A 15,473-nucleotide genomic window follows, 5' to 3' on the forward strand; every position below is an offset into this window, starting at 1 on the left:
GGCCGACAGTATACCGGCCGCACTGCGCGTTCCATCGCACCATTGCTGCTTTTCATTCATTTATGTTGCATTGCAGCAACGCGTTTTCTCATCAGGCAGGCAAGCCGTGGGCGATCAATTCCAGCGGCAATTCCGTGCTGCACTTGATTTGTTCCATGGAAAAGGCGGACGAGACACCCGTCAATTGCACTGCCTTGATGAGCTTTTTGTAGAAGGTGTCATAACCCTTGATGTCGGTCGTGACGACTTTCAGCAGGTAGTCGATGTCGCCGCTCATGCGGTGAAATTCCTGTACTTCGGGCAAGACGATGACGGCGGCGGCGAAGCGGCGCAGCCATTTCTCATCGTGCTGGCCCGTGCGCACGCTGACGAAGACGGTCACAGGCAAGCCCACTTTTTGCCGGTTGACGATGGCCACGCGGCTCTCGATATAACCGTCTTCCTCCAGGCGCTTGACCCGCTTCCAGCACGGCGTGCTGGACAAGCCGATCTTCTCGCTGAGGGCCGCGATCGACAAGGTGCCGTCCTGCTGCAGGGCGGCGAGGATGGCGCAGTCGAATTTGTCGAGCTGAGTACTTGGTGAATTCATTTTGTTATTCCGTGTTTTATGGCATAAACATGCTGCATGGTACCTTGTTTGCAGCATTTTTTGGCATATCTTCACGGGGGCCGGCCGGTAGACTATCCATATGTTCCAGCCGCCTGCGCTGCCCCCTTTTTATAGAATAGTCAGACTGCCATCATGAAAGAAATCTACCTCGACAGCAATGCCACCACTTGCGTGCTGCCCGCCGCCGTTGCCGCCGCCCGGCAAGCGATGGAGCAGGGTTATGGCAATCCCAGCAGCACTCACGCGACGGGGTTGCAGGCCAAGGCCATGATGGATGGCGTGCGCCGGCGCGCCGCTGGCTTGCTGGGCGTGGGCGACGGCCGCCTGATGTTCAACAGCGGCGCCACCGAAGGCATCCAGACGGCCGTGCTGTCGGCCCTGTGCGCGCTGCGCGAACGGCGCGATTCCGGCAAGCGTATCGGCAGCCTGCTGCTGTATGGCGCGACCGAGCACAAGGCCGTGCCGGAAAGCCTGGCGCACTGGAACCGCCTGCTGGGCCTGGACCTGGAAGTGCGCAAGCTGCCCGTCGATGCGCAGGGACGCCACGATCTGCAGGCGCTCGATGCGCTGATCGGCGACGCGGCCATGCTGTGCACGATGGCGGCGAATAATGAAACGGGCGTCGTCAGCGATTTGTCCGCCATCGCGCAGCTGCTGCAGGAGCGCGGCGCCGATGCCTACTGGATGGTCGATTGCGTGCAGGCGCTGGGCAAGCTGAAACTGAACCTGGCCGCCACGCGCATTGATTACGCGCCGTTTTCCGGCCACAAGCTGTATGCGCCGAAGGGCATCGGCATGCTGTACGTGCGCGCGGGTGCGCCGTTTACGCCCTTGATGATGGGCGGCGGCCAGGAAGCGGGCTTGCGTTCGGGAACGGAAAACATGGCCGGCATCGCCGCCTTGGGCGCCGTGCTGGCCGCGCTCGACGATGGCAAGACTTTCCGCAGCCACGCCGACCTGGCCGCGTTCCGCGCGCAGCTGGTGGCCAGCCTGGAACGCGCTTTCCCTGGCATCGTGTTCAATATGCCGTTCGATTTGTCGTTGTCGACGACGCTCAATTTTTCCGTGCCGGGCCTGTCGTCGAAAGAATTGCTCGACCTGTTCGATGCGGCGCGCGTGCGCGTCAGCTCGGGCAGCGCCTGTTCCGCCGCCAAAGCGCTCCCCAGTTATGTCCTGGAAGCGATGCACGTGCCGCAATGGCGCGCCAGCTCGGCCATCCGTTTGTCGTTCGGCCCCCTGATCGACGCGGCGACCATTACCGCCGCCTGCGCGCGCATCGAGCGCTGCGGTGAAGCGCTGCGCAGCAGCTGTTTGCTGCCGTCGGCGCTGGCGCCATCGCCACAGGATGGCGTGATTCAGCTCAGCGTCGATGGCCAGTGCACCTGGCTGCTCAGCGACGCTGCCAGCGCCAGTTGCGTCGTCATCGACCCCGTCGCCGCGCTCGTGCCGCGCCTGGCCGCCTTCATCCGCTGCCAGCACCTGGCCTTGCGCGCCATCGTGCACACGACGGCGCCAGCCGACCATGGCGTGGCGCGCCTGGCCTTGCTGCAGGAACTCGAGATCGAACAAGTCGGTCACGTCGATATCGATGGTGAGCTGGCACTGGGCCAGCAGCGTTTGCGCCGCATCGAATGCGGTGATAACCATGTGTATCTGCTGGAGCAGCGCTTCGCCTTCATCGGCACCCTGGCGCCCGACGCCTTGATGCCCTTGCTGGATGCGGCGCTGCTGACGCCAGACACCGTGCTGTGCGCGTCAGGCGACGACGGCAGTATCTGCGGCACCGTGCACAGCGTGCAGGACGGTAGCGTGCCGTCCGCCGAACTCCAGCTCGATGCGGCCGCCTTGCCCGCCTTTCTGCGCCAGCATCCCGACGCCATCCTCGTCGACGTACGCGAAGCGTATGAACACGCGGCGTGCGCCGGCACGGTATTCGAGGGTTGCGAGGTGCGCAGCGTACCGCTGAGCCGCCTGGCGGGACAGGTGGCCGCATGGCTGCAGCAACCGCAGCGCCCGCTGGTCTTTTTCTGCCGCAGCGGCAACCGCAGCGCGCGCGCCAGCGCCTGCCTGCGCCGCCTCGGCCATGGCGCCGCATGGCAACTGAACGGCGGCATGGCGATGGCGGAAGCGACGCGCCACCCGCTGGCCATTGCGGCCTGAGCATCTTGAACTTTCCTCCTTGAAATATTGCTCCGTGTCATCATTGGCACGGAGCAAGCTATTCGTTTCCTTGCGGCATTTTTCCACTGTCCAGTCCGCGAATTTCTTTGCCGACACGCTGCCAAAGCGCCAGCTATGTACGCTAGCGCACGGTCTTGCCTGCGTCGCCCTCCTACGATGAAGTTCAGAAAATCTCCCTATACCCTGAGATTCGTCGCAACGCTCCGGCGCTTCGCTTTCCGTCTTCGCCAGTGTCCGATCGTGTTCTTCCAGACTGGGCCAACGTGACGGTGGCCGCTGGTTGCCTGCGCGCACCTAGCGAGGCCCAAGTTGAAAGAGTACACAGCAGTTGTCACGCAGCAGATCAAGGAACAGATTTCCAAAGTTAAAGAAATCTTCCGCGACCATTCCCTTGCACCGGACACCTTCGACGCCGCGCGCGACGATGCCTTGCCCCTGCGTTCCGAATTATTCAGCGCCATGCAGATGGCCGCCCACGGCAAGCACGTGGCCGCCGGCCATGCGGTAGGGCGGCATCACGGCCGCGACCGCCTGTTGGCGCGCCTGGCCGACAATGCGGCCCTGATCACGGCCACCGTCAACGAGCTGACGGCGACCGTCAAAAGCGGGCGGCAGGTCACGCCCGCCTCGGAATGGCTGCTCGATAATTTCTATCTGATCGAAGAGCAGATCCGCACCACGCGGCGCCACCTGCCGAAGAACTACAGCAAGGAGTTGCCACGGCTGAGCTCCGGCGCGGACGCGGGCTGTCCGCGCGTGTATAAAATTGCGCTGGAAATCATCTCGCATGGCGATGGCAGGGTCGACCTGGAAAACCTGTGCCACTTTGTCGAGGCTTACCAGGACGTGGCCACCCTGACCCTGGGCGAACTGTGGGCCGTGCCCATCATGCTGCGCCTGGCCCTGATCGAAAACCTGCGCCGCGTCGCCGTGCGCGTGGCCGACGACCGCATGCAGCGCGACCTGGCCAATACCTGGGCCGACCAGATGACGGAGATCGCCGAGCGCAATCCCAGCGGCTTGATCCTGCTGGTGGCCGACATGGCCCGTTCGAATCCGCCGATGACCAGCGCTTTCGTGGCCGAATTGTCGCGCCGCCTGCAGGGACAAAGTTCCTCGCTGACCCTGGCGCTGTCGTGGCTCACGCACAAGCTGGCCGAGTCGGGGCTCACCATCGAGCAGCAGATCCAGTCCGAGATCGGGCAGCAGGCGGCCGACCAGGTGTCGATCGCCAACAGCATCGGCAGCCTGCGTTTTCTGGGCACCATGGATTGGCAGGAATTCGTCGAGACCATGAGCGTGGTCGAGCAAACCTTGCGCCTGGACCCGGCCGGCACCTATGGCTTGATGGATTTCGCCACGCGCGACAGCTACCGCCACGCCATCGAACGCATCGCCAAGCGCAGCGCGCGCAGCGAAGTGGAGGTGGCCGAGATGGTGGTGCAGCTGGCGCACACGCATGGCAACGGCAATGACGCGCGCCGCGGCCATATCGGCTTTTACCTGGTGGGGCGCGGCGTGCTGGTGCTGGAAAAGCAGGCCGGCGCCAGGCTGCCGTTTGTCGAGGCGCTGCAGCATACGGCGCGCGCCGCGCCGCTGGCCGTCTACCTGGGCGCCATCTGCTTCCTGAGCCTGGCGACGAGTGCCTTGCTGCTCGAGCGCGCCGTGCGCCATGGCGTGCAGGGCTGGCCCCTGGCGGCGCTGGGTGCGCTGGCGCTGCTGGGCAGCAGCCAGCTGTCTGTCGCCGTGGTGAACTGGCTGGCGACCCTGATGACGTCGCCGCATCCACTGCCGCGCATGGATTACCAGACCGGCATTCCATCCGATGCGCGCGGCATCGTCGTCGTGCCGACCCTGATCTACAGCCAGGAAAATGTGGCGGCCCTGTGCGAGGCGCTGGAAGTGCGCTATCTCGCCAACCGCGACCCGAACCTGCGTTTCTGCCTGCTGACGGACTTCGTCGACGCCGAGGCGCAAACGATGCCCGGTGATGAAGCCCTGCTGCGCCAGGCGCAGGACACCATCCGTGGCTTGAATGACAAATACCGCGTGGAGGGCGCCGAATTCAAGGAAAACGGCGACCCGGCCGACCCCGAGGAGCTGGGCCATGTGGGGCCGTTCCTGCTGCTGCACCGTCCGCGCCTGTGGAATTCGCAGCAAAATGCGTGGATGGGGCAGGAGCGCAAGCGCGGCAAATTGTCCGACCTGCACGCGTTTTTGCGCGGCGGCGCGCGCGACAAATTCTCGCTGGTGGAAGGCGAGTTGCGCGGCCTGCGCACGATCAAATACGTGATCACGCTCGACACGGATACGCAGCTGCCGCGCGACGCGGCGCGCGAATTCATCGCCACCATGATGCACCCGCTGAACCGTCCCGTGCTGGACGCGGCCGGCACGCGCGTGGTGGCCGGCTACGGCATCCTGCAGCCGCGCGTGGCCGTGGCGCTGCCCAGCGCGAACGCCTCGCGCTACGAGCTGCTGTGCGGCGGCGAACCGGGCATCGACCCCTACACGCGCACCGTATCCGACCTGTACCAGGACGTGTTTTATGAAGGCTCGTTCATCGGCAAGGGCATCTATGATCTCGACATGTTCGAGCGCGTGCTGGGCCAGCGCCTGCCCGACAATAAAATCCTCAGCCACGATCTGCTGGAAGGCTGTTATTTGCGCGCGGGCCTCTTGAGCGACTCGCAGCTGTACGAGGAATATCCGGCCCGCTACGACGCCGACGTGAGCCGCCGCCAGCGCTGGATCCGCGGCGACTGGCAACTGGTCGGCTGGTTGCTGGGCCGGGTGCCGGGCCGCGCCGGCAAGCGCGAACGCAATCCTTTGTCGATGCTGTCGCGCTGGAAGCTGTTCGACAATCTGCGCCGCAGCGTCGTGGCGCCCGCCACCACTTTATCGCTGCTGCTGGTGTGGGGCTTTTTACCGCACGTGGCCTTCTGGAGCGCGGCCGTGCTGGCCATCATCTTCCTGCCGCCCGTGTTTTCGGCCCTGTACGATTTGCTGCGCAAGCCGCGCGACACCTTATGGCGCCAGCATCTGGCCGCCTTCGAGCGGCGCTGCGGCGTGCAGTTTTCGCATGCCATGCTGACCCTCGTCTTCCTGCCGTACGAAGCCTGGATCAGTCTCGACGCCATCGCCCGCACCCTGTGGCGCCTGGGCGTGTCGCACAAGCATTTGCTTGACTGGCGCGCCTCGAATCTGCATGTATCGTCAGGTTCGCAGGCCGACAGCTGGCGCGCCATGTGGTGCTCGCCCGCGCTGGCGCTGGCTACCTTCGGCGCCTTGCTCTACTGGCGCCCCGAGGCCTTGCCCGCCGCCGCCGTGGTGCTGCTGCTATGGCTGGCCGCCCCCGCCATCGCCTGGTGGATCAGCCGCCCCATCGAACGGGCCGTGGCGCGCCTGTCGGCCGAGCAGGGACGTTTTTTGCATGGCGTGGCGCGCAAGACCTGGGCGTATTTCGATACCTTCGTCGGGCCGGACGACCACTGGCTGCCGCCCGATAACATGCAGGAGCATCCGAATTTGGTGGTGGCGCACCGCACCTCGCCGACGAATATCGGCCTGGCGCTGCTGGCCAACCTGACGGCCTACGATTTCGGCTACCTCACCCTGGGCCAGCTGATCGAGCGCAGCCGCGCCACCCTGCACAGCATGGGCGAGCTGGAACGCTTCCAGGGCCATTTCTATAACTGGTACGACACGCAAACGCTCAAGGCCCTGCAGCCGATGTACATCTCGACCGTCGACAGCGGCAACCTGGCCGGCCATTTGCTGACCTTGCAACCGGGCCTGGTGGAACTGTACGACACTCCCATCATCGGCACGCAGATCGTGCAGGGCATCCGCACGACGGCGCAGGTGCTGCAGGAATTCATCGCCGCCGAAGGCGAGGGCAAGGCCATACGCGACAGCATGACCCTGCTGCAGGCAGCGGCCGCGCCCGCCAGCCTGGCCGAATGGCATGCCTATCTCGCCGCCGCGAATGGGGCGGCCGACGCGCTGCTGTCGCTGACCTTGCAAAGCGAGGATGGCGACCTGTCCATGTGGGCGGGAGCCTTGGCGCGCCAGTGCCGCGCGGCGCTGGCCGAGTTGCTGCAACTGGCGCCATGGGCGGCGCACGCGGGCGTCGATGCGACGCTGATGCGCGTGCCGACCCTGCGCGAACTGGCCAACCTGGAAGCGCCGGAAGGCACGCCGCCCGAACTGGCGGTGCTGCTGGCGCAGGGCCGCGAACAGGCGGGCCGCCACATGCGCGACATCGCCCACGCGGCGGGCCAGGCACGCGACTTCGCGCAGATCGAATACGCGTTCCTGTACAACCCGGCGACAAAACTGCTGGCCATCGGCTACAACGTCAGCGAACGGCGCCTGGACCCCAGCTACTACGACTTATTGGCTTCCGAAGTGCGCCTGGCCAGCTTCATCGCCATCGCCCAGGGCCAGCTGCCGCAGGAGCACTGGTTCGCCCTGGGCCGCCAGCTGTGCATGGTGGCCGGCCAGCCCGTGCTGCTGTCGTGGAGCGGCTCGATGTTCGAGTACCTGATGCCGCTCTTGGTGATGCCGAACTACCCGAATACCCTGCTCGACCAGACCTACCATTCCGTCATCGAGGCGCAGATCGATTACGGGCGCCAGCGCGATGTGCCGTGGGGGATTTCCGAGTCCGGCTACAACACGGTCGACGCCAGTTTGAACTATCAGTACCGCGCCTTCGGCGTGCCGGGGCTGGGTTTGAAACGGGGCCTGGCCGACGACCTGGTGGTGGCGCCATATGCCAGCATGATGGGCCTGATGGTGCAGCCGGAAGCGTCGTGCCAGAACCTGCAGCGCATGCAGGCGGCCGGCTACATGGGCCGCTACGGCTTTTTTGAAGCCATCGATTTCACCACGGCCCGCCTGCCGCGCGGGCAGGGCAGCGCCATTATCCGCTCCTTCATGGTGCACCACCAGGGCATGGGCTTTCTGGCCCTCAGCTATTTGCTGCACGACCGCCCGATGCAGCGCCGTTTCGAGTCCGATCCGCTGCTGCAATCGGCCTTGCTGGTGCTGCAGGAACGCACGCCGCAGGCCGGCGCGTTTTACTCGAACACGGCCGAACTGGCGGTGCTGCGCAGCGGCGCGCCCGAGCAGGCCATGCCGATGCGCATCCTCACGCAGGCCAACAGCGCCGTGCCGGAAACGCAGCTGCTGTCGAATGGCCGCTACCACGTCATGGTGAGCAATGCGGGCGGCAGCTACAGCCGCTGGAAAGACCTGTCCGTGACGCGCTGGCGCGAAGACAGCACGCGTGATAACTGGGGCAATTTCTGCTACCTGCGCGACCTTGACGATGGTGCAGTCTGGTCCACCATGTACCAGCCGACCCTGGCCGAACCGAAGAAGTACGAAGTGATTTTCTCCGAAGGGCGGGCCGAGTTCCGCCGTGCCGACCATGGCCTCGACCTGTACACGGAAATCGTCGTCTCGCCCGAGGACGACATTGAAATCCGCCGCACGCGCATCAGCAATAATTCGAACCGCCAGCGGCGCATCGAAATCACCAGCTTTGCCGAAGTGGTGATGGCGCCGGCGGCGGCCGACGCGGCCCATCCCGCGTTCAGCAAGCTGTTCGTGCAGACGGAAATCCTCGCGCATGAAAAGGCGATTCTATGCACGCGCCGGCCCCGCTCGAAAGAGGAGCAGATGCCGTGGCTGCTGCATGTAATGACCGTGCACGATATCGAGCGCTACGAAGTATCGTTCGAGACGGACCGCGCGCGCTTCATCGGCCGCGGCAACACGGCGCAGCTGCCGCAGGCGCTGCAGGAAAGTGGGCCGCTCAGTGGCGGCCACGGCTCCGTGCTCGACCCCATCGTGGCCATCCGTTACGTCATCACGCTCGAACCCGACCAGGCCGTCACTGTTGACAGCGTGACCGGCATGGTGGAGCAGCGCGAGGCGGCCCTGCACCTGATCGACAAATACCAGGACCGCCATCTGGCCGACCGTGTGTTCGAGCTGGCCTGGACGCACAGCCAGGTGGTGCTGCGCCAGTTGAATGCCAGCGAAGCGGACGCGCAGCTGTATGCGCGCCTGGCCAACGCCGTAATCTATCCGAATGCGGCCCTGCGCGCCGAGGCCAGCATCCTGATCAAAAACCAGCGCGGCCAGTCCGGCCTGTGGGCGTATGCCATTTCCGGCGACCTGCCCATCGTGCTGCTGCAGATACGCGACGCGGCCAATATCGAACTGGCGCGCCAGATGGTGCAGGCGCACGCCTACTGGCGCCTGAAGGGATTGATCGTCGACCTGGTGATCTGGTACGAAGAGCAGTCGGGCTACCGCCAGCTGCTGCACGACCAGATCATGGGCCTGATCGCCTCGGGCATCGACGCGCAGGCGATCGACCGCCCGGGCGGCATCTTCGTGCGCCTGGCCGAGCAGATCGCCAATGAAGACCGCATCTTGCTGCAATCGGTGGCGCGCGCCATCATCAGCGACCTGCGCGGCACCCTGGCCGAGCAGGTCAAGCGTCCACCGAGCCCCGTGCTGCGCATGCCGCCGCTGCTGCAGGATCCGGCCCGCGAACAGGGCGGCGTGCCGCACCGCGCGCCAGAGCGCGAGCTGATTCTGGAAAATGGCCTCGGCGGTTTTACGCCCGATGGGCGCGAATACGTGATCACCACGGCAGAAGGCAAGCAGACGCCGGCGCCATGGTCGAACGTGCTGGCCAATGCGCAATTCGGCACGGTGGTGTCGGAAGCCGGCCAGGCGTATACGTGGAGCGAGAATGCGCATGAATTCCGCCTCACGCCATGGCAGAACGACCCTGTCTCCGACCTGTCCGGCGAAGCGTTTTATGTGCGCGACGAGCAGACGGGCCAGTTCTGGTCGCCCTCATCCTTGCCCGCGCGCGGCAGCGGCGACTACGTGACGCGCCACGGCTTCGGCTACAGCGTGTTTGAGCATAGCGAAGGCGGCATCGCCACGGAATTGTGCACCTATGTGGCGCTCGATGCGGCCGTCAAATATTCGGTGATCAAGGTGCGCAACGACAGCGGCGTGCCGCGCCGCCTGTCCGTCACCGGTTACGTGGAATGGGTGATGGCCGACTTGCGCGCCAAGTCCGGCATGCACGTGGCCACCGAGGTCGACACGATCAGCGGCGCCCTGTTTGCGCGCAATAACTACAACACGGAGTTTTCGGGCCGCGTCGGCTTTTTTAATACCGACGCCAGCATCCGCTCCATCACCTGCGACCGCAATGAATTCATCGGCCGCAATGGCAGCCTGGCGCAGCCGGCGGCGCTGCGCCGCGTGCGCCTGTCCGGCAAGGCGGGCACGGGACTGGACCAGTGCGCCGCCATCCAGGTGCCGTTCGAGCTGCAGCCGGGGCAGGAGCGCGACATCGTCTTCATCCTCGGCGTGGGCGGGCGCCGCAATGCCGACGCCAGCACCATGGTGCAGCGCCATGCGGGCAAGGAAGCGGCGCGCAGTGCGCTCGACGCGGTGCGCGCGCACTGGGACAGTACTCTGGGCGCCGTGCGCATCGAAACGCCCGACCCGTCGCTCGACGTGATCGCCAATGGCTGGCTGATGTACCAGACCATCGCCTGCCGTCTGTGGGCGCGCAGCGGCTATTACCAGTCGGGCGGCGCCTACGGTTTCCGCGACCAGCTGCAAGATGCGATGGCGATGATCCACACGGCGCCGCAGCTGCTGCGCAAGCATTTATTGCTGTGCGCGGCGCACCAGTTTGTCGAGGGCGACGTGCAGCACTGGTGGCATCCGCCGTCGGACCGGGGCGTGCGCACGCACTGCTCCGACGATTACCTGTGGCTGCCGCTGGCCGCCTGCCGCTATGTGATCGCCACGGGCGACGTCAACGTGCTGTCGGAAGTGGCGCCCTTCATCGAGGGACGGGCCGTCAAGCCGGAAGAGGATTCGTATTACGACTTGCCCGTGCGCTCGGGCGAATCGGCCGACCTGTACGAGCACTGCGTGCGCGCCATCCGCCATGGCTTGCGCCTGGGCGTGCACGGCTTGCCGCTGATCGGTTCCTGCGACTGGAACGACGGCATGGACAAGGTGGGCGAACATGGCAAGGGCGAGAGCGTGTGGCTGGCCTTCTTCCTGTACGAAGTGCTGCAGCGTTTCGCCGAAGTGGCCCTGCTGCGCGGCGACGCTGCGTTTGCCCAGTTCTGCCGCGACGAAGCCGTGACACTGGCGGCCAACGTCGAGGAACATGCGTGGGATGGCGAGTGGTACCGGCGCGCGTATTTTGACGACGGCACCCCGCTGGGATCGCACACCAACGAGGAATGCCAGATCGATTCGATTTCGCAAAGCTGGGGCGTGCTGTCGGGCGCCGCCAACAAGGAGCGGGTCGCCGGCGCCATGCGCCAGGTCGATGCGCGCCTGGTGCGCCGTGATTCCGGCGTGATCCAGTTGCTCGATCCGCCGTTCGACAAGGCCGACCTCAATCCCGGCTACATCCGCGGCTATGTGCCCGGTGTGCGCGAGAACGGCGGCCAGTACACGCATGCGGCCATCTGGACGGCGATGGCGTTTGCCCGCATGGGCGACGGCGAAAAGGCGTGGGAATTGCTGCGCATGATCAGTCCCGTGCGCCATGGCGCTGACGCGCAGGCGGTGGCGCGCTACAAGGTGGAACCGTATGTGGTGACGGCCGACGTGTATGCCGTGGCGCCGCACGTGGGACGCGGCGGCTGGAGCTGGTACACGGGATCCTCGGGCTGGCTGTACCGGCTGATCGTCGAATCCCTGCTGGGCTTGACGCGCGAAGCGAACGTGCTGCGCATGGCGCCGACCATGCCGGCCGAGTGGCGCAGCTTCAAGCTGCATTACCGCTTCGGCGCCAGCAGCTATGCCATCACGGTGGAGCAGGCACAGGGGCGGCCTGCGGGCTTGTCGCTCGATGGCGTGGCGCAGCAGGGCAACAGCATCGCCCTGCGCGACGAGGGCCGCGAGTATGCGGTGCTGCTGCTGGTCTAGTCTTGCCAGGTGTCGTCATCGGGACGGCGCCGGCCAAGCAGCAGGATCAGGCCGGCGCCGAGCAGCAACAGGTCGCGCGTGCGCACTTCGGGTGCGGACTGCGTTGCCGTCTGAGAGGGGGAGCTCACGGGTGTCGCCATGGCGGCGGGGAACTGGCTTGCGCAGGCGGCCAGGCACAGCGCCGCCACTTTTCCATTTAACTGCATAGATTCCTCAAGAAAGCGCGCCGACCGTTCGGAATTGGCGCGCCAGTATTCATGTCCACGACATTGTAATTATGAACATGAATATTGTAAATGAGAAATTATCTGTGCTTGTGTCAAAATCCCAGGGCCGCACCCGCACCGAGCAGGGTCGCCACGCCCAGCACGGCAAACACCAGCGCCGCGATGCCGTGCACGAGGCGCAGCGGGACGCGGTTGGCGATCCTGTCGCCCAGGTAGACGGCCGGCACGTTGGCCAGCATCATGCCGAAAGTGGTACCCAGCACGACAGAATAAATATCGTGATAGCGCGCCGCCAGCGCCACGGTCGCCACCTGCGTTTTATCTCCCATTTCCGCCATGAAGAAGGCGATCAGGGTGGTCAGGAAGACGCCGTACTTGGCCAGCTTCGTTTCGTCTTCATCGAGCTTGTCGGGGATCAGGGTCCAGGCGGCCATGGCGAGGAACGATACGCCGAGCACCCAGCGCAGCACGTCCGTCCCCAGCATGCTGGTGATCCAGGCGCCGACGGCGGCGGCAAACGCGTGGTTGGCGATGGTGGCGACGAAAATGGCCAGCACGATGGGCAGGGGTTTGCGGAATTTGGCGGCCAGCAGAAAGGCCAGGAGTTGGGTTTTGTCACCGATTTCAGCGAGACCGACGATGCCGGTGGAGATGAGGAATGCTTCCATGAGATTGCAAGAGGTACGCGGGCCGGACGAATTAACCAATGATCCACGGGCGACTCCGGCCCATGCGGCCGCCCTGGATCAATGGTCTCGTCAAGTTTTTCAACCACCTGCACCATGGCCTGCGGGCCAATCATGTTGATACAGGTTCCCGCGGCGTGACCGCGGGACGACTACTCCCCAATGTTCGAGGCGCATCATACGCCAATGCCTGCGCCGGCGCCAGTGCTGCCGGGGCACGGTGCTCCCTGGTGTGTGGGACTTCGACAACAATGATCGATTTGAAAACAGACTCGACTTAGAATGCAGTTCTGTCCACGACTCCCAGATGGAATGCGCCATGCCGGTCCTTGTCCGCTTGCTTGCCTTGTGTTTGACCCTGTTTGCTCCCTTGTCCGGCCTGTGCGCCGCGGCGCCCTTCGACGACAAGTTCCGCCAGCTGGAAGAACTGCTGCCCACGCCGAACAACTACCGCACGGCGTCCGGCGCACCGGGCCACGCCTACTGGCAGCAGCGCGCCGATTACGTGATTCGCGCCACGCTCGATGAGGAACGCCGCGCCATCACGGCCAGCGAACAGATCACCTACCACAACCGCTCGCCCGACAGCCTCGCGTATCTGTGGCTGCAGCTGGACCAGAATGGCTTGCGCCAGGATGCCGACCAGCGCCGCGTATTGAGCGCCCCATCGCGCCAGGCCTGGCTCAGTGGCAGCGAGGACGAAGCGCTGAAGTTCGAGGACTTGCGCGCCCTCCATGCGGGCCGAGAATTTGACGGCGGCTTCAAGCTCACCGCCGTGAAGGCGGCCAGCGGCAAGCCGCTGCCGCATGTCGTCAACCAGACCATGCTGCGCATCGATCTGCCGGCGGCGCTGGCGCCCGGCCAGAGCATCACGTTCAATATCGACTGGTCGTATCAGATCAATGACCAGAAGGTGCTCGTCGAGCGCTCCGGCTACGAATATTTTGAAGACGACAAGAACACGATCTTCCAGATCGCGCAGTGGTTCCCGCGCATGGCCGCCTACTACGACGCCGTCGGCTGGCAGCACAAGCAGTTCCTCGGCTCCGGTGAATTCACCCTGGAGTTTGGCGACTACGAGCTGTACCTGACGGTGCCGGGCGATCACGTGGTGGCTGCCACGGGAGAACTGCAAAATCCTGCTAGCGTGCTGAGCGCGGCGCAGCGCGAGCGCCTGGCGCGGGCGAAAAACAGCAACACGCCGCTGCTGGTGGTCACGCCGCAGGAAGCGCTGGCGGCGGAAAAGGGCCGCGCGGCGGGCATGAAAACCTGGCACTTCAAGGCGGCCAATGTGCGCGACGTGGCGTGGGCGTCGAGCCGCAAGTTCATCTGGGATGCGCAGGGCCTGGACAGCGGCGGCAAGCGCGTGATGGCCATGTCGTATTACCCGAACGAGGGCAATCCGCTGTGGCAGCAGTACAGCACGCGCGCCGTCGTGCACGCGATCGAGCAGTACAACAAATACAGTTTCGACTATCCGTATCCGAACGCGATCTCCGTCAACGGCGCCGTGGGCGGCATGGAGTATCCGATGATTGCGTTCAATGGCGGGCGCCCCGTGAAGGACAAGAAGACGGGGGAGCTCACGTATTCGAAGACGGCAAAATATGACCTGATCGGCGTGATCATCCATGAAGTGGGGCACAATTATTTCCCCATGATCGTCAACTCGGACGAGCGCCAGTGGACGTGGATGGACGAGGGCCTCAACTCCTTCCTGCAGTACCTGGCCGAGCAGGCGTGGGAAGAGCATTTCCCGTCGTGGAATGGCGAGCCGCGCAAGATCGTCGACTACATGCGCAGCCAGAACCAGGTGCCCATCATGACCAATTCCGAGTCCCTGCTGCAGTTTACGGCGAACGCCTACGACAAGCCGGCCACGGCGCTCAACATCCTGCGCGAGACCATCCTCGGGCGCGAACTGTTCGACTTCGCCTTCAAGCAGTACGCCTTGCGCTGGAAGTTCAAGCGCCCGACGCCGGCCGACTTTTTCCGCACCATGGAAGACGCTTCCGGCACGGACCTGGACTGGTTCTGGCGCGGCTGGTTTTATACCACCGATGCGGTCGACATCAGCATCGACGGCATCAGCGAATATGGCGTGAGCACGAAGAATCCGGAAGTCGAGAAGGCGTGGAAGAAGGCGCAGAAGGCCGCGCAGCCCATCTCGATCTCGGACCAGCGCAACAAGGCGCTGCCGAAGAAGGTCGATGCCGATCCTGCGCTGAAGGATTTCTATAACCGGCACGATGATTTCACGGTCACCAACAAGGACCGCAACAGCTATGCGGAAGAGCAGGAAACGCTGGAACCGTGGGAGCGCAAGCTGCTGGAACAGCGCAACATGGGCAAGCATTTGTACCTGGTCGACTTTTCGAATCTCGGCGGCCTGGTGATGCCCTTGATCCTGGAAATCGAACTGAAAAGCGGCAAGAAGATCATCGAGCGCGTACCGGCCGAAGTGTGGCGCTACGCGCCGCACAAGATCAGCAAGGTGATCGTCACGGACGAGCCGATGGTGGGCCTGGTGCAGGACCCGTACTGGGAGACGGCCGACATCGATACCAGCAACAATAGCTGGCCGAGGAAAATTACGCCGTCGCGCCTGGAACTGTTCAAGCAGGACCGCGACAAGAACAACCTGATGAAGGATGTTAATACGCCGCTGAAGGCGCTCGAGGCCCAGCCCGAAGTCCGGTCAGATACGAAATAGGGAAACAGCGCCGGCCGGTCCGGCGCTTTTTTCTGCCGGCCTGCGCCGGAAGTGCT

The 15,473-nt window shown here is 64.5% G+C and carries 6 protein-coding genes and 1 riboswitch; of the genes, 3 read left to right on the top strand and 3 right to left on the bottom strand.

The annotated features are described in order from the left end of the window. Positions 1-91: 91 nt before the first annotated feature. Positions 92-589, bottom strand: coding sequence for an Lrp/AsnC family transcriptional regulator (locus KO539_RS14655; RefSeq protein WP_219310355.1), 498 nt, complete (start codon positions 587-589; stop codon positions 92-94). A 153-nt stretch (positions 590-742) separates the two neighbouring features. Between KO539_RS14655 and KO539_RS14660 the strand changes: the two genes are divergently transcribed. Both KO539_RS14660 and KO539_RS14665 read left to right on the top strand, forming a co-directional pair. Continuing rightward, positions 743-2,770 (top strand): aminotransferase class V-fold PLP-dependent enzyme, encoded by a 2,028-nt coding sequence (locus KO539_RS14660; protein ID WP_219310356.1) that lies wholly within the window; start codon positions 743-745, stop codon positions 2,768-2,770. A gap of 393 nt (positions 2,771-3,163) precedes the next feature. Next, positions 3,164-11,791 (top strand): GH36-type glycosyl hydrolase domain-containing protein, encoded by an 8,628-nt coding sequence (locus KO539_RS14665; protein WP_219310479.1) that lies wholly within the window; start codon positions 3,164-3,166, stop codon positions 11,789-11,791. Here the strand turns inward: KO539_RS14665 and KO539_RS14670 are convergent. Both KO539_RS14670 and KO539_RS14675 read right to left on the bottom strand, forming a co-directional pair. Then, on the bottom strand, positions 11,788-11,997 hold the full coding sequence (locus KO539_RS14670) for a hypothetical protein (protein ID WP_099401272.1): 210 nt from the start codon (positions 11,995-11,997) through the stop codon (positions 11,788-11,790). The two genes, KO539_RS14665 and KO539_RS14670, sit on opposite strands and share 4 nt — an antisense overlap. A gap of 113 nt (positions 11,998-12,110) precedes the next feature. After that, positions 12,111-12,686 (bottom strand): TMEM165/GDT1 family protein, encoded by a 576-nt coding sequence (locus KO539_RS14675; protein WP_219310357.1) that lies wholly within the window; start codon positions 12,684-12,686, stop codon positions 12,111-12,113. A gap of 9 nt (positions 12,687-12,695) precedes the next feature. Next, positions 12,696-12,877: riboswitch (yybP-ykoY riboswitch) on the bottom strand. Positions 12,878-13,023: 146 nt separating this feature from the next. On the opposite strand from KO539_RS14675, the gene KO539_RS14680 reads away from it, so the two are divergent. Further along, positions 13,024-15,417: a M1 family aminopeptidase gene (locus KO539_RS14680; protein ID WP_219310358.1), complete on the top strand. Its 2,394-nt coding sequence runs from the start codon at positions 13,024-13,026 to the stop codon at positions 15,415-15,417. Positions 15,418-15,473 lie beyond the last annotated feature (56 nt).

Source organism: Janthinobacterium sp. NKUCC06_STL (assembly GCF_019345455.1).
Lineage (GTDB): Bacteria > Pseudomonadota > Gammaproteobacteria > Burkholderiales > Burkholderiaceae_D > Janthinobacterium > Janthinobacterium rivuli.